The organism is Dyadobacter sp. 3J3 (assembly GCF_009801115.1).
In the GTDB taxonomy this organism is placed as follows: domain Bacteria; phylum Bacteroidota; class Bacteroidia; order Cytophagales; family Spirosomataceae; genus Dyadobacter.
On record NZ_VTOL01000034.1, the window covers coordinates 1 to 17,239 of the forward strand.

Annotated in this window: 22 protein-coding genes and 1 pseudogene; 18 read left to right on the forward strand and 5 right to left on the reverse strand. The window is 38.9% G+C overall.

All coding sequences use genetic code 11. The features are described from left to right. Positions 1 to 124 precede the first annotated feature (124 nt). The 4 genes from FZF08_RS30960 to FZF08_RS30975 all read left to right on the forward strand — a co-directional run bounded on the left by FZF08_RS30960 (position 125) and on the right by FZF08_RS30975 (position 3,955). Positions 125 to 1,537 (forward strand): TonB-dependent siderophore receptor, encoded by a 1,413-nt coding sequence (locus FZF08_RS30960; RefSeq protein WP_229216778.1) that lies wholly within the window; start codon positions 125 to 127, stop codon positions 1,535 to 1,537. A 21-nt stretch (positions 1,538 to 1,558) separates the two neighbouring features. Then, positions 1,559 to 2,365, forward strand: coding sequence for a DUF4198 domain-containing protein (locus FZF08_RS30965; protein ID WP_159478647.1), 807 nt, complete (start codon positions 1,559 to 1,561; stop codon positions 2,363 to 2,365). Positions 2,366 to 2,588: 223 nt separating this feature from the next. Further along, positions 2,589 to 3,152: a DoxX family protein gene (locus tag FZF08_RS30970; protein WP_159478649.1), complete on the forward strand. Its 564-nt coding sequence runs from the start codon at positions 2,589 to 2,591 to the stop codon at positions 3,150 to 3,152. A gap of 230 nt (positions 3,153 to 3,382) precedes the next feature. Then, positions 3,383 to 3,955 (forward strand): RNA polymerase sigma factor, encoded by a 573-nt coding sequence (locus FZF08_RS30975; RefSeq protein WP_159478651.1) that lies wholly within the window; start codon positions 3,383 to 3,385, stop codon positions 3,953 to 3,955. Between the two features lie 224 nt (positions 3,956 to 4,179). On the opposite strand, the gene FZF08_RS32200 is transcribed toward FZF08_RS30975, so the two are convergent. The 4 genes from FZF08_RS32200 to FZF08_RS30995 all read right to left on the reverse strand — a co-directional run bounded on the left by FZF08_RS32200 (position 4,180) and on the right by FZF08_RS30995 (position 7,562). Next, positions 4,180 to 4,536, reverse strand: a complete 357-nt coding sequence (locus tag FZF08_RS32200; protein ID WP_159478653.1) for a helix-turn-helix domain-containing protein — start codon at positions 4,534 to 4,536, stop codon at positions 4,180 to 4,182. Positions 4,537 to 4,566: 30 nt separating this feature from the next. Next, positions 4,567 to 4,719, reverse strand: coding sequence for a hypothetical protein (locus FZF08_RS32455; RefSeq protein ID WP_159478655.1), 153 nt, complete (start codon positions 4,717 to 4,719; stop codon positions 4,567 to 4,569). A gap of 773 nt (positions 4,720 to 5,492) precedes the next feature. Further along, positions 5,493 to 7,127, reverse strand: a complete 1,635-nt coding sequence (locus tag FZF08_RS30990; protein ID WP_159478657.1) for a trypsin-like peptidase domain-containing protein — start codon at positions 7,125 to 7,127, stop codon at positions 5,493 to 5,495. A 21-nt stretch (positions 7,128 to 7,148) separates the two neighbouring features. After that, positions 7,149 to 7,562, reverse strand: a complete 414-nt coding sequence (locus FZF08_RS30995; protein WP_159478659.1) for a hypothetical protein — start codon at positions 7,560 to 7,562, stop codon at positions 7,149 to 7,151. A 209-nt stretch (positions 7,563 to 7,771) separates the two neighbouring features. Here FZF08_RS30995 and FZF08_RS32460 point away from each other — a divergent pair, with 209 nt between their 5' ends. The 8 genes and pseudogenes from FZF08_RS32460 to uraH all read left to right on the forward strand — a co-directional run bounded on the left by FZF08_RS32460 (position 7,772) and on the right by uraH (position 12,267). Next, positions 7,772 to 8,053, forward strand: a complete 282-nt coding sequence (locus FZF08_RS32460; protein WP_159478661.1) for an IS1096 element passenger TnpR family protein — start codon at positions 7,772 to 7,774, stop codon at positions 8,051 to 8,053. Then, positions 7,951 to 8,469, forward strand: a pseudogene (locus FZF08_RS31005) (plasmid pRiA4b ORF-3 family protein); the annotation flags it as partial. The gene FZF08_RS32460 and the pseudogene FZF08_RS31005, both read left to right, overlap by 103 nt. Positions 8,470 to 8,639: 170 nt before the next feature. Then, positions 8,640 to 9,155, forward strand: coding sequence for a recombinase family protein (locus FZF08_RS31010; RefSeq protein ID WP_159478665.1), 516 nt, complete (start codon positions 8,640 to 8,642; stop codon positions 9,153 to 9,155). 14 nt (positions 9,156 to 9,169) lie between these two features. Next, positions 9,170 to 10,123 carry a hypothetical protein gene (locus FZF08_RS31015; protein ID WP_159478667.1) on the forward strand — a complete coding sequence of 318 codons (954 nt, stop codon included), beginning with the start codon at positions 9,170 to 9,172 and terminating at the stop codon, positions 10,121 to 10,123. Next, positions 10,120 to 10,569, forward strand: a complete 450-nt coding sequence (locus FZF08_RS31020; RefSeq protein ID WP_159478669.1) for a hypothetical protein — start codon at positions 10,120 to 10,122, stop codon at positions 10,567 to 10,569. The genes FZF08_RS31015 and FZF08_RS31020 overlap by 4 nt, the downstream gene beginning before the upstream one ends. 82 nt (positions 10,570 to 10,651) lie before the next feature. Next, positions 10,652 to 11,251, forward strand: a complete 600-nt coding sequence (locus tag FZF08_RS31025; protein WP_229216779.1) for a Crp/Fnr family transcriptional regulator — start codon at positions 10,652 to 10,654, stop codon at positions 11,249 to 11,251. Between the two features lie 63 nt (positions 11,252 to 11,314). Then, positions 11,315 to 11,848 carry a heme-binding protein gene (locus tag FZF08_RS31030; protein WP_159478671.1) on the forward strand — a complete coding sequence of 178 codons (534 nt, stop codon included), beginning with the start codon at positions 11,315 to 11,317 and terminating at the stop codon, positions 11,846 to 11,848. 11 nt (positions 11,849 to 11,859) lie between these two features. Continuing rightward, positions 11,860 to 12,267, forward strand: coding sequence for a hydroxyisourate hydrolase (gene uraH / locus FZF08_RS31035; RefSeq protein WP_159478673.1), 408 nt, complete (start codon positions 11,860 to 11,862; stop codon positions 12,265 to 12,267). A 38-nt stretch (positions 12,268 to 12,305) separates the two neighbouring features. Here the strand turns inward: uraH and FZF08_RS31040 are convergent, their stop codons facing one another. Continuing rightward, positions 12,306 to 12,989 (reverse strand): MCP four helix bundle domain-containing protein, encoded by a 684-nt coding sequence (locus FZF08_RS31040; RefSeq protein ID WP_159478675.1) that lies wholly within the window; start codon positions 12,987 to 12,989, stop codon positions 12,306 to 12,308. Positions 12,990 to 13,282: 293 nt separating this feature from the next. Here FZF08_RS31040 and FZF08_RS31045 point away from each other — a divergent pair, with 293 nt between their 5' ends. The 6 genes from FZF08_RS31045 to FZF08_RS31070 all read left to right on the forward strand — a co-directional run bounded on the left by FZF08_RS31045 (position 13,283) and on the right by FZF08_RS31070 (position 17,116). Next, positions 13,283 to 14,254, forward strand: a complete 972-nt coding sequence (locus FZF08_RS31045; RefSeq protein ID WP_159478677.1) for a hypothetical protein — start codon at positions 13,283 to 13,285, stop codon at positions 14,252 to 14,254. Between the two features lie 70 nt (positions 14,255 to 14,324). After that, positions 14,325 to 14,693 (forward strand): hypothetical protein, encoded by a 369-nt coding sequence (locus tag FZF08_RS31050; protein WP_159478679.1) that lies wholly within the window; start codon positions 14,325 to 14,327, stop codon positions 14,691 to 14,693. Between the two features lie 93 nt (positions 14,694 to 14,786). Further along, on the forward strand, positions 14,787 to 15,185 hold the full coding sequence (locus tag FZF08_RS31055) for a GreA/GreB family elongation factor (RefSeq protein ID WP_159478681.1): 399 nt from the start codon (positions 14,787 to 14,789) through the stop codon (positions 15,183 to 15,185). A gap of 32 nt (positions 15,186 to 15,217) precedes the next feature. Next, positions 15,218 to 15,619, forward strand: coding sequence for a GreA/GreB family elongation factor (locus tag FZF08_RS31060; protein WP_159478683.1), 402 nt, complete (start codon positions 15,218 to 15,220; stop codon positions 15,617 to 15,619). A 180-nt stretch (positions 15,620 to 15,799) separates the two neighbouring features. After that, entirely contained in the window at positions 15,800 to 16,489 is a 690-nt protein-coding gene (locus FZF08_RS31065; RefSeq protein WP_229216780.1) for a VTT domain-containing protein, read from the forward strand. Positions 16,490 to 16,792: 303 nt separating this feature from the next. Then, positions 16,793 to 17,116, forward strand: coding sequence for a RidA family protein (locus FZF08_RS31070; RefSeq protein ID WP_229216781.1), 324 nt, complete (start codon positions 16,793 to 16,795; stop codon positions 17,114 to 17,116). The last annotated feature ends 123 nt before the right edge of the window (positions 17,117 to 17,239 follow it).

Sequence of the window (17,239 nt, forward strand, 5' to 3'; positions counted from 1 at the left end):
CTTGGTAAGATTCATGATTATTTCTGTTATATATTTGAATGTGAGATACTTAAATATACAAAGAATGTAGAATCTTACCAATTTTAAACTCTATTTTTCCTGCCAATTATTAATCGAACTCAGGTTGGAAGTCAATTACGCTTACGAAAAGAGTGTACAGCAATACGACCGGGGCGTGTATGTGAAAAATAATGGTGACGGTACATTTGATTTTAACCATTATTCTAAAAATCTGACTGTTCAAAGTCCTTCCGATTTTGGAAAAGCGAAAAATAGCTCTGCAACTTTAACACTGCATCACCGGGTTAGCGACGATCTTACATTTTCGATTGTGCAGCGGTATGTCCGGAATAAATTTAATTTCGCAGATCATTTTGTATCCGGCGCAATCCGTAATGATTCCATTAGCAGGAGCTACTCTTATTGGGACTACGATCAGTTCAATGCGCAGACCACTGCGTTTGCCAATTATAAACTCAGTACCGGAAAAATCTCACATAGCTTCCTGGGAGGTTTTGACTACAATCGTTTTGGTTGGTACAAAAATGATTACAGAAGCTCCCCCACGACAAGGATCTCTATACTTCACCCGGATTATAGTAATGATGTGCCGCCAGTTAACCCGTCAATTGATTATTACGATGATAACAAACAATATACTGACTTGATTGGCGGTTACATGCAAGACCAAATCAGCTTCGGCGAGAAATTCAAAACACTGTTTTCTTTGCGTTATGATCACTACCATTTGAAACAAACACCGTTGTCAAAACGAGATGATTTACAAGGTGATGAATCTGTGGCAAAGGCCTGGGTCCCCCGGATTGGGTTAGTTTACCTTCCGTCTTCCAATGTTTCTTTTTACGGTAGTTATAACAAATCATTTGCGCCGCAGTTATCCAATAATGGCGGAGCGGGAGGCCCATTTCCGCCAAGAACGTCTGAGCAGTTTGAATTGGGTTATAAGGGCGATTTCTTTAAGAAGAACCTTTCGACTATGGTGGCTGTGTACAACATAGATTATAAAAATATACTCTCACCAGATCCAACAACGACTAACCCTAATCAGCAAACCGTAGTAAAAGGTACACGAAGTAGGGGAGTAGAGCTCACCGTCCAGGGGAATATTAAAAAACTGAATATCCTTACCGGCTATGCTTACAACGACCATACGTTGAGCTCAACGAGCTCCATAGGCAAAGAAGGATTCCGTTATGTAAATGCACCAAAACATATCGGAAACATCATGCTGAAATATAATCTAACACATGGTTTTCTTAAAGGTGTAGGAATTGGTATCGGTGGCCGATACACCAGCGATCAGATAGGAAACCTGGCAACACAGAATTTTGTGATACCGTCGTCTACTGTTTTGGATGCCATGGCCAACTACGAAGCACAGAAATTTAACGTGCAGTTCAACTTATACAACCTGACCAATGCGCACTATTACAATGGAGGGCTCTCAAGAGTGACCGTTGCTTCCCTTGGAAATCCTATCAATTTTCGGGTAGGTGTTACTTACCATATTTTTTAAATTTTACAAAGCGACTTGATCATGATAAAAAACAGAAAAACAATTGTATTTACCAGTTTAATGCTTATTGGGACACTTGGCTATGCACATGAGTTCTGGCTGGAACCCATGAAGTTTATTCTCAAAGAAAATGAAAAGGTGCTGGTGAATCTGATGGTTGGTGAGGACTACCAGGGAGAACATTCCAATGGACTGAAGTACAAAATCCAGAAACTGGACCAGTACAGTGGCAATACGCCAACCGACATCCGTGCAACTGTCAAAGGTGATAGCCTGAGTACATTCGATATTGCTTTTTCCAAACCTGGAAATCATTTGATCGCATTCAATAACACGAGCAAGTTTATCGGACTGGAAAGTGAAAAGTTTAATGATTATCTGCGTTCAGAAGGGCTGGATGAAATCTTAAAATTACGCCTACAAAAAGGTGATACTTTAAAAACCGGAAGAGAATTATATCAGCGTTGTGTAAAAACACTGGTTCAGGTGGGGGGTAAAAACGATCAGACTTTCGCTGTAAATACCGGGATGAAATTGGAGATTATTCCTAAAACAAATCCCTACAATGTAACAGAGAAAACACCGGTCATCTTTAAAATTTTATTCCAGCAAAAGCCGGTTAAAAACGGGTTGGTATTGGCTTGGCATGTTCAAAACGGAAAAGCCACTCATCAAAAACTTCGAAGTAATGCTGCTGGCGAAGTAACATTCCCTATTAGTAAAACCGGCAAATGGATGATCAGTACAGTTAATATGACTGCACACATAAATAGTACAGAAGCTGACTGGCAAAGTTACTGGGGCAGTTATACTTTCGGGTTTTATTAATTACCGGTTTTGAAACGAAACAACGGTAACCCGCCGTCAAAATATTGCACATGCAAAGTAGAATGAGTATTTACACCCTTTCCTAAATTTGGGAGAGGGTGTTTTGTGTTAACAAAGCATTTATTTGTAGAGATTAATTATGTTTAATAAAGTTCATGTTTATCAATCTTTTTGGTTTAGCTGGGCGTATATTCTTGAAAATGAGAACTAAACTATTCGGATTATGACCATCAATAATAATACTAGCTTATTTGACCGCTTTGAAAAACTCGATAAGATTATTAACATATGGCTGGTTGCAAACAGTATTATTATTTTACGTTTTTCAATGGGTATCATTTTTATCGGTTTTGGTGTTCTCAAATTCTTTAATGGTATTAGCCCGATTGAAGTTCTAGCAACACGGACAACAACTTCTTTGACTTTTGGTATATTTTCAGGACACAATGCCATGGTTTTTGTTGCGACGTTAGAATGCATTATCGGATTATGTTTTCTAAGTGGCAGATTTTTACGGGTGGGGGTTTGGCTTCTTGCGTTACAAATGATTGGTGCTATGTCACCATTGCTTCTGTACCCGTCAGAACTTTTTTCTGGTCCCTTCCACGCACCAACGTTAGAGGCTCAGTACATTATAAAAGATATTATTCTTATTGCCGCAGGCATGGTGATTGCTTCTACCTGGACTGGTGCTAGAATTGTGGTTAAGCCACAACTTCTTCGCGCAACTTTGAAAAAAAGGGTTCCTGGAGTTTATCAGGATATTCAAACAGTTCCTTTTGTTTAAACATTTAATTTAGTTAAGGAATTGCCACATCAGAATTAAATATAATAATTTGACCATGGGGCTTTGAAATAACGAGATATATTAGGAAGCGTCTACACATAGATTGATTATAAAATTACCCGCTAAATCAATATAAATGACTGGTCTAATTATTGAGTAGTGTTCTGATTACTGAATAAAGTTTTCTTAAATTTCAGGACCTCCCCTTCAATAGTAAGCTATCTTCTTTTATGCCTAAAAAAAACTCCTTCTATTCTGAAAAAGAGTTAATTGCTCTTTTGAAAATTAATGATAAACGTGCATTTGAATATGTTTACGATCATTATGGACCGGCATTCTATAATATCGTCTGTAAGATTACTAGGGATCAGATTAAGGCGCATGATGTTATGCAGGATTCTTTTATTAAAATCTGGCAAAATATTGCACTTTATGATACCTCAAAAGGTACTTTATTTACTTGGATGCTTAATGTAGTACGTAATACTGCCATAGACCGTACAAGGGTAGACTGCAAATTTCAAAGCAATATTAAGTGGAATGTAGTTACAGATTCAGATCTGGAAACCACTGCCATTTTTAATCCGGAACAATCCACGTTAGATCTAAAAACCGTTTTAGAAAAGCTTATTCCCGAGAGAAAAGAAGTAGTTGAAATGGTTTATTTGGAGGGATATACGCACCAGGAAACATCCGAACGTCTTTGTTTACCTCTAGGAACAGTAAAGTCACGCATCCGCGCAGCACTGCAAGAATTGAGATACATATTTGACGTGCCTATGACTAGCATGCAAATAGGTTGATTCAACTAGCCTTATAACAGCCGAAATATTTAAGCAATTTTGACATACCTGTAAACATGTATATCAAAATCATAATTTAATCTGATATACATGTTCTTGGAAAGTAGTGGTAAGGTAATATTTTGAAAGATAATGTTTTAATCGTTAATAGTATACATTTTCCATTTGAAATAATATAATCCATACTTTGGCGGATTTCCCTTTTAACCTTAAAAGAGGGTAAACTACCGTTTTGCGTTTGCCCTTATATATGCGTAAAGAGTGGGTTTGCTAATTTCGAGCATCTCACATACTATTTTGACCGACGTCTTTTTAGCTTCATAAAGTTGAACGGCTAGTTGCTGCTTATCTGCATTGAGTATTTTGGGGCGTCCACCCAGCCGTCCACGTGCACGGGCAGCTGATAAACCAGTCATTGTACGCTCTTGAATAAGATTGGAGTGCATCAAAAAGTGTGGGGCAATTGATTTTTGATCCCCTGCAAAGGTTTTAAATGACTTGTTATCAAAACAGAAAGCATTACTCAAGCGGATATCAGTCAGAACGGAATCTGAATCTCCCACACATTTTGATGCACTCATTTTGAGAGCGCATCAAAATGTGTGGGAACCTCATGCCGCCTCCTGGATGATATCAGGATCTTTCACTGATTTGATCGGCCTAAAATCTGGATACATCTTTCGAAAAACATCTTCCCATTCGTTGTTCAATACTTTCTTCCGGACTTGAAGCAGTAAGTGTGCACCTTTTTTAGTCCACTGCATGGACTGTTTTTAGAAAGCCGTTTAGCAATTACATAATTGACCGTGTATTCTACAAAGCTGGTTGAAATAACTTCGCCGTAATGATACCGCTCGGCGTAATTGGCAATAAAATTCTGGTTATTCGAGATGTTTTTGTCGAAATCGGTAACGTATGCCTGGAAGGGTTTAATCCTACCATATTTTTTCTTTTGCACTTCCTCCATTACCTTCCAAAGCTTGTAGGGTAGCTGCTTCTTGCTGCATTCGAAATCTGCGCTCAGTATTATTTAGGTCCTTTTCGTGAAGTTCTTTTAAACAACCGATAATACCTGGATCAGAAAGGTTTCGAACTTTGAGAGTTTTTCCCTGTCCTCACTGTTTTGCCTCGTTTCCATTTATAATTTCCCAATTCTTTTCCCACATAGTTTTAACATGTTAGTTGTAAATTATCAAAGCACGAACTAATGAGAATCTACGATAACAATATGCTATTAATTGCTTACTGCTTTATAAATTTATATGTTGTTCAGAAATTAGAAGATTAAGAATGATTGAAAATGATAGAATTATTTGGAGTGATGATTAATTTGATGTTATAGAATTATTAATCCGACATTGGTGTAAAAGGATTTTTAAGAAAAAAAACTAGATTTTTTATTCCTACCTTCCAAAGTAACAACCCTCATTTCATAGAGCTGAAGGAGGTTTGTTTGCTAGTCGATATGTGAATTCAGAAATAAAACATGCTGAATATTATAGAAGAATAGTTTTACTCATCAAGTATTTTGGCTTGTTTATTTTAGCACCACTCGTATTTTATCTATGTTTTTTTTGTCTAATTTGTTAGGCGTAATGTGTAAAAAATAGTGACCTCTTGGAAGGTCTTTAACATCGATAGCTAAGTTATTATCTTTAAAGAGCTTACTATTATAAACTTGTTTTATATTAAATGTTTTAATAGGTATTGTGGATTTTTCATTATATAAATTGATTTCTTCTGGCAATGTTTCTAAATATTCCGTGTTATCAAATCGGACAGATAAAACATCACTAACTGGATTGGGGTATATTGAAAATCCAGAGTAAGCTGCAAATACCATTGATCGGTTAGAAGTACCGCAAGAATTGGTTACCGAAATAGGATTAAATTGTATTACTTGTCCTGCTGGAAGGCTAACTAGGTATTCAGAAAAATATTGTCCAGTCGAATACCCATAGCTTGAACTAGGATGCCAGTCTACATAACCTGTTACATTAGCCATAGTTAATTTCTGCACATCTAATTTTATATTATGATAGGTATTAGGAGTAACGTAGTTATAATTACTGGCATTTAGACCATTATCATATTTTATATTACTAACATCAGGCGTACCATAATATACGTCTTTGGTACGGGTGGTTGGCCCGTAAGTTGCTTTTATTTGACCAACTCCATATTGGCCCGAAGTGGATGTTACTGTGACACTATTCGAAGTGCTGCTTACAATTGATAGACCAGGAGTTACTGACCAAGTCACACTCTGCCCAGGTCCAAGATTTGGTAAAGTAGATGTGCGTGTATTATTATTACAAATATTACTAACAGGGCCCTGTTCCATCGGAATTAATGTTCCCATGTTTCCTAGATCTTGATTTGGAGATAACCAGTGTTTTAGTTGTTTTGCATTATCAGAATTACTATTCCAAGCAGTTGATACTTTCCCATAATCTCCTTGTCCGCCAGGATTTCCATTTGATAACATGCCTATAACCCTGCCGTACTCACTAAATAATGGGCCACCGGAGGCTCCATTATCAGCAATTCCATTACCTTCATCCCAAGTAATTGTATATTTCCAAGGATCTAAGGATTGTGCCGTTGCTTTATGGCCCCTCCCATATTTCTGAGGATCACCATTTGGATGTGCAATGCTTGTCAAGCTTCCAGAAGATTCACTTAATCTACTCCTTCCTGCATAATTTAAATCAGGTGCTAAAGGTAAATTTTCAGGTGCTATTTCCAAAAGTGCAAAATCTGTATAAAAATGTGCAGCACGAAAAATTGCTTTTTGGTATGTGACAGTTTGCTCATCAATAATACCTTCGCAATCCTTTTTACGAAGTCTAAAAGTAAACTGAGCTGAATTTTCAACAGCTGTTTTTTCACTATCTGTTAAATTTACGTCTAGGCCACTATTTGTAATACAATGTCTTGCTGTTAATACATATGGTTTTCTATCTTGGCCTTCGTTATTAATGAGTATCCCACTGCAAGTCGAATTGTCACCATTTGCTTTTGTGACACTTATTTTACAAACGGCATTTGATAAAACTTCAACCTGATAATTATCAAATTTACACGCAACGTTTGGTTGAGAAAATACAGAAAATCTGATTAAAATTGTCAAAATGACAATTAAAATAAATGATAGAGGTTTTGTTTTCATTGCTAATTGAGATTAAGTTAATTATTTGACTTTTGAAAATCCGAATTCTCCAATGGATTCAAAAGATTCTATTTTGAATCTTGAATCGGGACATTTTTCGCTGACCGGCTTTAAATTACACCTAAGCTGATATTTGTAAAGAAGAGAATCGGGAGCCTCAAAATTCGCGATTACCCTTATCAAATTATTATATCTAACTCCACCGATAGTATCAGAAGTTAAGTTAATATCTATTTCTTTAGGTGCGATAGTCGTAGTCATATCTAAATCCACAACGTACGCTTTTTTACCATTGAATGAACAAAAATCTTCTTTAATAATTTGTCCGACAGCATCAACATGGTCTAGTTTTTCATCACAACTTGATAATATGATTTGAGATCCTGACATAACTAAAAAGAATGATACCCATAATTTATGTTTAAAGTTTTCCATAGCTAGTAATTGAAGAGTAAATAAGAGTTACAAATATATTTAATTATTTAAATAATGTATAAACTAATTAAAATAATTATAGACCTATTTTGACATTATATAGATTAAATACTACAAATCTCAATGCTAGAGAGCATCAAAAGTGTGGGGCAATTGATTCTTTGGTAACTTGAGATGGATTTGAAAACCTTGGCGGCCCCCACCTTGTCATGAAAGCAAAAAATGTAGTCCAACCGGTAGCTATTGACCCCAGAAGTGCAGTTTATCATTTGAAGGTATACATCCTGAATATTTCGCCGATGATCTACCGACGTTTTGTGATTGACGGCAATACAAATATTGCAGAGCTGCATCATTTGATACAGATGATGATAGCTGGGAAAACCAGCATTTACACGTTTTTCATATTTGGGGAGTGGAATATGGAATTGCTTATGAAGGCGGTACCTATTATTGTGACGATCCCAGTGAGATTTACATTGGAGATTTAGGTTTGAGGGCTGGTGATAAGTTTTCCTATGTTTATGATTTTGGCGATTACTGGAAACACGAAATCCGTATTAAGAAGGTTGAGAATGCCAGGCCGGGGTATCACCATCCAATTTGCACTGCTGGTAGAAGGGCTTGCCCTCCGGAAGATGTCGGCGGACCTTATGCATGTCAGGATGCTTTGATAGGTCAGTTCAGCTGGATCCAGGAAACCTTATCAAACGTCTTCGAAAGTATTGAGAATGGAGAAGTTCCAGACCTTGATCTGGATAGTGCCCCCTGGTGGTATCTCAAACACCGCAGTGAAGTCTTCGACAAGAAAAAAATGAACGAAGCCTTAGCCAAACTGTATCAAAAAAAGGGTGACGGTAAATTCTGGAGAACCCTGGGCGGTTACGATGCTTATTTTGATGATTAAGGATAGCACTTTCTGTATCAATAAAACCTAGTGGTTAGGTTTGATTATAGTTTGTAACTTGGTGTGATGGAAAACGGAGTGATTTTCGTCCGGGTATCAAAGAGAAAACAGGATTATCAACGGCAGATAGAGGACCTGGGGGTGGTGGCCCAAACCCAGAGTCTACGATCGTGGCAGAAATAGCTGAGAAAGTAAGCGGTGCAAAGTATAACCAGGAGCGTGATGGATTGCAGGAGCTGCTGACCATGGCACGTAAACGCGAGATCAACACGGTCCTGGTCCAGGAAGTTTCCCGTTTGGGACGCTCGACGGTTGAAGTTTTAAACGTATTGGAGGAACTTACTAAACTTCAAATCAGTGTGTATGTTCGGAATTTTGGTATTGAAACTTTAAAAAACGGCAAGAGAAACCCCATTGCTCAATTTATGTTTACCCTGTTGGCCGAATTTGCAAGGATGGAACGGGAAACATTACGGGAACGCATCCTGTCAGGAATGGAAGAAGCACGCCGGAAAGGTAAACGCTTGGGCCGGCCTGATGGATCCAGCGAGGATAAGGCAGCCTTTTTGAAAAAGTATCCCTCGGTGGTTCGGAATATACGTTTGGGTATCAGTGCGCGTAAAACCGCTAAAATTTGCGATACCTCTATCAATACGGTAAGAAAAGTCAAAGATTACATTTCCTGATAACCTTAACAGTCATGAAATTCAAACTACAGTTAGTATCTGAACCCGGAGAAAATGAAACCGCAGCTGCTTGCATTGATGAAATTTTCTCCTTTGATAAGCCATTTGACACTTTTGAAAGCATTGGAATGAACCTTTGCGAATCAAAGCAATTATTGAAAAACCTTCAACAATCCATCGTAGAAAAGCAACTGGCTGCATTTATCAAAGGCAAAGGGCTGCAAAAATTTCGCAGAAAAGGAAACTATACGGTTAAACTCAAAACACTTTTCGGCGATATCTCTTTTGAAAGCCCCAGGTATTACGGAGAAGATAAAAAAACATTCAGTCCTCTGAATGAACTGCTTCCAAACCATACTACCCCTGAACTGTTGTTTCTTGAAACCAAATGGGCGAGTTTAATTCCTTTTGAAAAGACGGCAAATTTATTGAAAGAAGTCCTGCCGGTTGCGGAAACGATTAACGCGACAACGATACAGAACCATCTATATGGTTTGGCCTTGGCCCAGGAACAAGAGGTTGGAGAAGAACAGTGGATGTATGATTGTGGTAGCATAAACCAGCGGCAGGCATTACCAAGGCCGGAAAGAACAATAGTTGTAGGGATTGACGGTGGTTATGTCCGGGACTGGAAAGATAAAAAGAGCATTTTTGAAGTAATCGCTGGCAAATCGATTCCGGCTGAAAAACCTGCCAAGTGCTTTGCATTCGTTGGATCCTATGATTTGAAATCGAAACGCCGGTTGTATAACCATCTGACATCACAGGGGATGCAGCCACATCAACAAATTGAATTTTTCTCTGATGGTGCCGATAATTTGCGAAACCTGCAAAACTATCTTAATGCGGAATCCACGCACATTCTGGATTGGTTTCACATTACGATGAAGTTGACAGTTCTGCACCAGTGTGCGTTAGGGTCGATAAAAGTAGATGAAAAAAGAGGGAAGCTTTTCAACATTTATTGACCCGTATAAAATGGAATTTATGGCACGGTAATGCAATTAGGGCCATTGAGCACTGTGATGACCTTGACTTTCACCTTACTGATCACCTGGAAGATGCTGCGCAAAAGAAAAAATATGATAAGATTAAACCTTTCCAGACATACGTTACCGACTTCGACAAATACATTGCCAACAACCAAAATTTTATTGTCAATTACGCCGAGCGGTACAATTACGGCGAAGTTATTTCGACCAGCTTTGTGGAATCCACGGTCAATTATGTAATTTCTAAACGGTTTTCTAAAAAACAGTCCATGCAATGGACAAAAAAAGGCGCACACTTACTGCTTCAAGTCCGCACAAAAGTATTGAATAACGAATGGGAAGATATTTTTCGAAAGATGTATCCGGATTTCAGACAGATCAAATCAGTGAAGGATCCTGATATAATCCAAGAAGCGGCATGATCTCCCACACTTTTTGATGCACTCGAAGTCTATGACGGTTTTCGCGGTCAGCCGACGCTATCCTTTATTTTAATTTAACCGAATGATACAATTTATAAACGCACTACCGAAAATATATCAGCCTCTTGCATTTTATTTAATGCAGAGAAATGAGATTGATCAAGAAAAGTTACAAAGAATTCTCTCATGTTTTCAACCCTTAAAAGTTTCTCGCAAACAAGTTCTAATAAATTATAGTGAGATTTGCAGAGCTTACTATTTTATTAATACGGGCTCTCTACGGCTCTTTACAGTAAACAATGCAGGAATTGAAACATCCCGTTATTTTGCATTTGAAGGCATGTTTGCTACTGCTCTTCCAAGTTTTATAGACCAAAAGCCTGCTTTAGAGTATTTGCAGGCCATTGAAAAGTCAGAACTGCTTGCAATTTCCCGGAAGGATTTTTTTGACCTTGTGGACACTACAGCTAAGTTCAGTCACATTTACAGGGAAATTCTCGAAATAGGATTTGTGAATGCTCAAAAGCGTATCTATGGGTTTCAGGGGTTTGATGCGCTTGAAAAAGTAAAATGGGTGATCGAATCACAGCCTAAATTCTTGGTTCGGGTATCCAACAAGATGGCCGCTTCCTACCTGGGAATTTCTCCATCTACACTAAGCCGGACAAAATCAAGACTTTAAAAACGTTGACATAAAGCAACACTTACGAAAGATCCAGATTGTAGTTTTGTGAAAAAAATTACAATGAAAATCAAACTGTTAATACTAACTTATTTATTGCCAAATGTTTTGATTGCGCAGACGGTCAATTCCGGTAAAGAAGTTTCTGCTCAAACAACTCCCTATCTCAGATCCTCCTATCAGTTGACACTAGACGCTGCCATGGCACTTGCAAAACAAGCAAGAGTTTGCGCAAGCGATATGGGCAAATCCGTAACCATTTCTATTTTGGATGCAGCAGGTCAGGTGATTCTGATCAGCCGCCATGAAAACGTTGGGCCCCACAATACGGAAGCATCCAGAAGAAAGGCGTATACCTCAGTTTCGACAAGAACCCCCACCTTAGGTTTATCCAGAAGTGCCAGATCCAATCCTGATACTGAAAATCTGGCCAGCCTTCCCGAACTCCTGCTGCTTGGAGGTGGCTGCCCTCTGTGGTTTGAAGGTAAGCTGATCGGGGCTATTGGCGTTGCAGGTGGTGGTAGTCCTGAGAATGACGATTTAATCGCAAAATCCGCTGGCATTCAGGAAGCGGGAATATTTACACAACCTAATTAACTTTAATACAGATGAAACATTTAATTCTTGCCCTAGGCCTAATCCTGAGTACTACGTTGGCCTACTCCCAGTCGAAAACGTTCCAGTTATCAAGTCATATCCTTGATATTTCTAAAGGTATGCCTGCATCAAATGTACGTATCCGGCTTGAGAAGTTAGAAACGAATAAAAAAGCATGGTCGATAATAGAGGAAAAAGTAACGGATGCCAATGGTCGGATCCCAGACTTTCTTAGCAATGAAAGATCTAATGAGGGAATTTACAAATTAACCTTCTTAACAGCAGATTATTTTAAAAACCAGAACATAGAAAGTTTTTATCCGTTTATCGAAGTTGTCTTTGAAATTAAAGACAACAAACATTATCACGTACCAATCACACTCTCTGCTTACGGTTATTCTACTTACAGGGGTAACTGAGATGGGCAAACTGAATTCCTTATTGGTATTTCCGAAAGTTAATTTAAATGAAACATCTCCGAATTTTGGTTTGTTGTGCTATCGCTTCTCAGCAGGCCTAAAATGACCAATGCTATTGTAATACAAACCGCAATTAAAAGAAAAGTGTTGATCAGTCCACCCGCAGCTTGACTGTGGGCACTTTTTACCGCTTTTCTACCTGTGTCAGACTGTATTTGCGCAATGGAGTGAAGAGTAATTACACCTTCTTGAAAAATGGCCCCACCCTGCTGCTCAAACAAATGCCGGGCTTGATCCTGGTGATTATTATTGACAAGTTCTAAAACAGAATTTTCAAGGAGCCGGTAAGCTTTCATCCGACCTTTAAAATAGGCCAGTTTTTCAACTTCCATAGGAATTAGTAATGTTTTCTCAAAGCAACTGATCAGACGATCGCTTTCAGAATTATCTTTATGTAGGGATTCAACTGCTTCTGCGTCATAAAAGGGCATTGAGCCTGTCAAATACTCATGCATCACCATACGCCTGTGGTGTAGTCGTTCACTCAAAAACACGAGATCAACCGCTGGTTGCAACCGGTCAACAAATACAGATTCCAAACTCCGATCCATATCCTGTATCGCCTGGTTCATACTCAGCGAAGCAAGCATAATGATTACTAGTATGCCGGATAATAGCGTCGCAATCTTTACTTTCTGACGTATTACAAAAGACCATTTCATCTGATTCTCTTTATTTGATTAATAAAATAGCCTGGCTTCTGCAAAAACATCCGCCAGGCTTAAAACAGGATTTAGGAATTCATACGTGATAATTAGGCATTAACCCAACAAGGGCCCTTGTTTAAGGTAAATTTCTTCCCAGATATTCTCAGCAACTGACACTTAATTTTGGTAATTGCCACAGGCCGTTCTCGAACCTATTAAAGCCGCAATAAAATCAATTACACGAGTGATATTTGGTAATATTAAATAATGACTGTAAATTTACAACTGTAAAAATACAAAAGCAAATTATGACATATATTAGCGCTCAACCTTACTTGACTAATTCCTGGGATGATATCTGTTATCCGGTTAATCCGGTTTGGCTGGCAGATATATTGCCTGATTATGATATTATGGCCACTGACAGGCAACAACTCATAGTTGGGCATGCCCCTGGAGGGAAAAAAACAGTTTTCGGTATACAAAGCGCTGATTATGCAATTATCCCAAATGTTTTGATCAGAGAGGTTGTCGATAAAATATTTGACGAGTACAAGCTGCAAATCAAGTATACCACTACGGGTGAATTCAGTATCAGCATCATTCTTCCCCAGCAACTCTCTATCGGTGGAGAACGATTGCAGCGCAGTCTGATATTAACAAACAGTTATAACGGCAAAACGCCATTCAGCATACAAGGACAAACAATGACTACGATGCTCGACAATCACAGCAGGCCAGGCAGCAGTATGTATAGAGCAGTTTGCGAAAATGGCCTGATGGGATGGGCTGACTCGTTTATTGAATTATCCAGTTATCAGTACTGGCTAAAAGAAAGCTCAAAAGAAAAAAACAAATCTTTGAAAGGTAGCCCTAAGGTCAAAAATTATACAGAAAAGGATCCAGGCGTACGAAAAATACATCATAGCCGGCTTACACCGGAGCTATTTCAACAGCAGCTGTATGAAATGCTGGTTGGCCAGAGCCAGCAGCAAACAACATTAACAGCAACGATCTACGAACATTTTCAAAAAGGTTTTGTAAACAAGGCCGATGAAAAAATGCTTAAGACATTGCCCATCCCGGTCCAACTGGCCAAACAGGCGTATGAGAGGCTCAGATATGAGCAGCGTCTATTACAGACGGATGCATCTTACTGGCTGATGTACAATGCTGTCAACCACGCGCTTTTTAATGCACGCAGCAGTCTCACATTGAATGACCGCTACAAGCTCGACGAGAAAGTATTTCATCAACTGGCAGCAAGCACTTTTGCTTAGAAAGGATAGTTTGGTGAAAGCATATGGATATGCGGTTACAATTCAGGTTGCTTTATAATTATTAGATCTTATGCATTTGCCTTATTCAAAAATTGGAGCTGCTTCGGTAGCGATGGTACTCACAGAAATGGAAGATATCTTCCAAAAGAAAGGGGTTCATGATAAAGAAAGTATGCCTGCTACCAGCCAGCAAGCTGATTTTTTGGTATATGCCAATTTTCTGGCTGAGAATGCAATTGTGCTTACTGGTACAGGTGCTGTAAACGATCGGCAGGCTTGTTTTAATGTGCCAATCAAAATCAACCAGTTGGCAAAAAACCGGTTTATGTCTATTCTAAGACGTGCGACAAAGGCACATGAAGGCGTTTCACGTCAGGAGCGCCTTTTCGTTCATCGATTTTGGTCACAAATACAAAACAGTCTTCTACACCGGCCATAAATTAATCTTCTCCTAAGCATGGACCCTGGACAACCACCGAACCTGGTGGCGTGTCCCGGTTAAGTATTGAAAACACTAATTAACTTATTAGAAATGCACGGTAAAACTCCCATCATACTTGGAAAGAGCGATTTCCGAATCCTAAAACATTATATGGCACATTTGTCTGAAAATGAGTCGTTTAGATCTCTGTTATTATTATGTGAGCTTCGCTCAGCCATAGTTGTAGACGATGAAATCTTACCTAAAAACTGTGTACGGTTAAACTCCACCATAAAAGTTAAGGAGTGGCCAAGTAACAGGGTACGGGAATTCAGTATTGTTCATCCTGAAAGCGCTGACCTGGAAAAAAAACGGATTTCATTTCTGGATCCGTGGGGCGCTGCATTTATAGGGCTATCCAAGACAGAAAAGGTTGAAAGGGAGATCAATGGCAATTCCAAGTGCTTTGAGATTGTGGATGTCAGGCCTTTAAATAGTCAACTAAATTAAAATCAATACATTAATATTCCGAATAAAATGATATGAGTAACAAGAAAAATCAGGTCATACTTGGCCAGGAAGATTTCCGCATGTTGAAACAGTTTGCAGAAAATTTCCCAGGTAGTCCGAATGCAAATGAAATGTCGCCGTCTTACGAATTAAACCGCGCCATCATTGTTGAAGACGGCGAATTGCCCGCCGATAGCATTCGTCTGAACTCACATGTGAAGGTAAGAGAATTAACCAGCAACCAGGAAATGGAATTCTCGATCGTCATGCCCGCCTTTGCGGATTTTAAACACAGGAAAATCTCAGTTCTAACCCCGATGGGGGCTGCTTTGATAGGCTTGTGTAAGGGTGAAACCGTAGAATGGAAAATGCCCGCAGGTATGAAAAAATTCGAAATATTGGATGTCACCCAGGTAGAAGATGACGGCCTGTAATAGAACTGGGACCTTTTTGGGGCAGCTGAGTTAATAAAGTACAAGCAAAGCAATTATGGAAAATCAACAACAAAGAACAGCTCTGGAAATCTGCTATGTGATAATCTGTGCCTTTACGTTCATAATCCTTTACATATCTTTTTGTCTTTTGACTATAAATATTTAAAAAATATAATTACAGTGGGAATTTTTGACCAATTCGTCGATCTGTTTGTTCACCTGGACAAGCATCTTGGACAAATCATACAGGACTATGGGGCACTGACCTATATCATACTCTTTATGATCATTTTTATTGAAACAGGTGTTGTATTCATGCCTTTTTTGCCAGGCGATTCATTGCTATTTGCCGCTGGTATGATGGCAGCCAAATACCCTGAGTCCCTTAACATCTGGCTTGTTGTTATCTTGCTGCTGGCAGCAGCCATACTTGGAGATACCTGTAACTACCTATTCGGGAAATACTTTGGGGACAAGCTCTTACAATTCAGGCTCATGGGTAGAGCACTCATAAAATCTGAGCATCTTGCCCATACCCAAAGCTTTTATGAGAAATATGGTCCTTCAACGGTCATCATTGCCCGGTTTGTACCCATTGTCCGGACGCTTGCACCATTCCTGGCAGGTATTGCCTCAATGAATTATCGTATTTTTTTCAAGTTCAATATCATTGGAGCCGTCCTGTGGGTGCTAAGCCTGACTTTTGCCGGTTATTTTCTTGGAAATATACCGGTAGTCCGGGATAATTTTGAAAAAGTGGTATTGGCTATCATTGCATTATCCATACTGCCAATCGCATGGCAGTTCATTAAGTCAAAATTCTTTTCTGGCGGGATGCCCAAAGCTACGACTGGTCAGCAGCAAGTCTAAAATTTAGAATCTTAGTAAAATCAAGCTGGCAGCGGCTATGAAAAAGATAAGAAATTATAATCCATCAAAAGTAAACACGTCAGAGATTATTACCACGATTATCTGGACAATCGTAATAATTCTTTTATATATAATCTTCTAATCTCTAACCCCGGTTTAAGGACAGAGTTGTTCAAAGTGGTGATAAAGTAATCAATAATGAGAAATATAAAATTCATAATCTTGATAATATGCGCTCTTTTCAATGTAAGGCACGTGTCTGCACAAGCGGCAAAGAGGGATATAGAACTACAATTAAATAAAATGGGAATAAAACTACTTGCCCCATCGCAAACTACAGGTAGTCTTCTAACCGCAGTAACGGTTGGAAATCTGGTTTTTCTATCCGGTCATGGCCCCGATAAACCAGCAGGGGGGCAAATAACTGGAAAAGTAGGAAAGGACTTGACAGTTAGTGAAGGCAAGGCTGCTGCCAGGCTGGCTGGTATTGCGGTACTTGGTGCATTAAAAAAAGAGATAGGAGATCTAAATAAAGTGAAAAGGATCATCAAAGTTTTCGGTATGGTCAATGCTGTTGAAACTTTCAAACAACAGCCCGAGGTTATCAACGGGTTTAGCGATCTGTAAGCGGCCTATGAACCACATATTTCTTAGGAGAACCGCGGTTTTTACTTTTGACTTAAAAACCAATCAAAATGGATCAGTCAGAAGAAATGTTCAGATTAGTAAGGGAATGGCGTGAAAGTGGCC

Coding starts and splice junctions, on each gene's coding strand:
- FZF08_RS31040 (WP_159478675.1), bottom strand. CDS start 12,989: ATGAAATGGTCTTTTGTAATACGTCAGAAAGTAAAGATTGCGACGCTA.
- FZF08_RS32200 (WP_159478653.1), bottom strand. CDS start 4,536: ATGAGTGCATCAAAATGTGTGGGAGATTCAGATTCCGTTCTGACTGAT.
- FZF08_RS31050 (WP_159478679.1), top strand. CDS start 14,325: ATGCATTTGCCTTATTCAAAAATTGGAGCTGCTTCGGTAGCGATGGTA.
- FZF08_RS30965 (WP_159478647.1), top strand. CDS start 1,559: ATGATAAAAAACAGAAAAACAATTGTATTTACCAGTTTAATGCTTATT.
- FZF08_RS31045 (WP_159478677.1), top strand. CDS start 13,283: ATGACATATATTAGCGCTCAACCTTACTTGACTAATTCCTGGGATGAT.
- FZF08_RS30995 (WP_159478659.1), bottom strand. CDS start 7,562: ATGGAAAACTTTAAACATAAATTATGGGTATCATTCTTTTTAGTTATG.
- FZF08_RS31070 (WP_229216781.1), top strand. CDS start 16,793: ATGGGAATAAAACTACTTGCCCCATCGCAAACTACAGGTAGTCTTCTA.
- FZF08_RS32455 (WP_159478655.1), bottom strand. CDS start 4,719: ATGCAGTGGACTAAAAAAGGTGCACACTTACTGCTTCAAGTCCGGAAG.
- FZF08_RS32460 (WP_159478661.1), top strand. CDS start 7,772: ATGAAAGCAAAAAATGTAGTCCAACCGGTAGCTATTGACCCCAGAAGT.
- FZF08_RS31025 (WP_229216779.1), top strand. CDS start 10,652: ATGATACAATTTATAAACGCACTACCGAAAATATATCAGCCTCTTGCA.
- FZF08_RS30990 (WP_159478657.1), bottom strand. CDS start 7,127: ATGAAAACAAAACCTCTATCATTTATTTTAATTGTCATTTTGACAATT.
- FZF08_RS31060 (WP_159478683.1), top strand. CDS start 15,218: ATGAGTAACAAGAAAAATCAGGTCATACTTGGCCAGGAAGATTTCCGC.
- FZF08_RS31055 (WP_159478681.1), top strand. CDS start 14,787: ATGCACGGTAAAACTCCCATCATACTTGGAAAGAGCGATTTCCGAATC.
- FZF08_RS31030 (WP_159478671.1), top strand. CDS start 11,315: ATGAAAATCAAACTGTTAATACTAACTTATTTATTGCCAAATGTTTTG.
- uraH (WP_159478673.1), top strand. CDS start 11,860: ATGAAACATTTAATTCTTGCCCTAGGCCTAATCCTGAGTACTACGTTG.
- FZF08_RS31015 (WP_159478667.1), top strand. CDS start 9,170: ATGAAATTCAAACTACAGTTAGTATCTGAACCCGGAGAAAATGAAACC.
- FZF08_RS30975 (WP_159478651.1), top strand. CDS start 3,383: ATGCCTAAAAAAAACTCCTTCTATTCTGAAAAAGAGTTAATTGCTCTT.
- FZF08_RS30970 (WP_159478649.1), top strand. CDS start 2,589: ATGACCATCAATAATAATACTAGCTTATTTGACCGCTTTGAAAAACTC.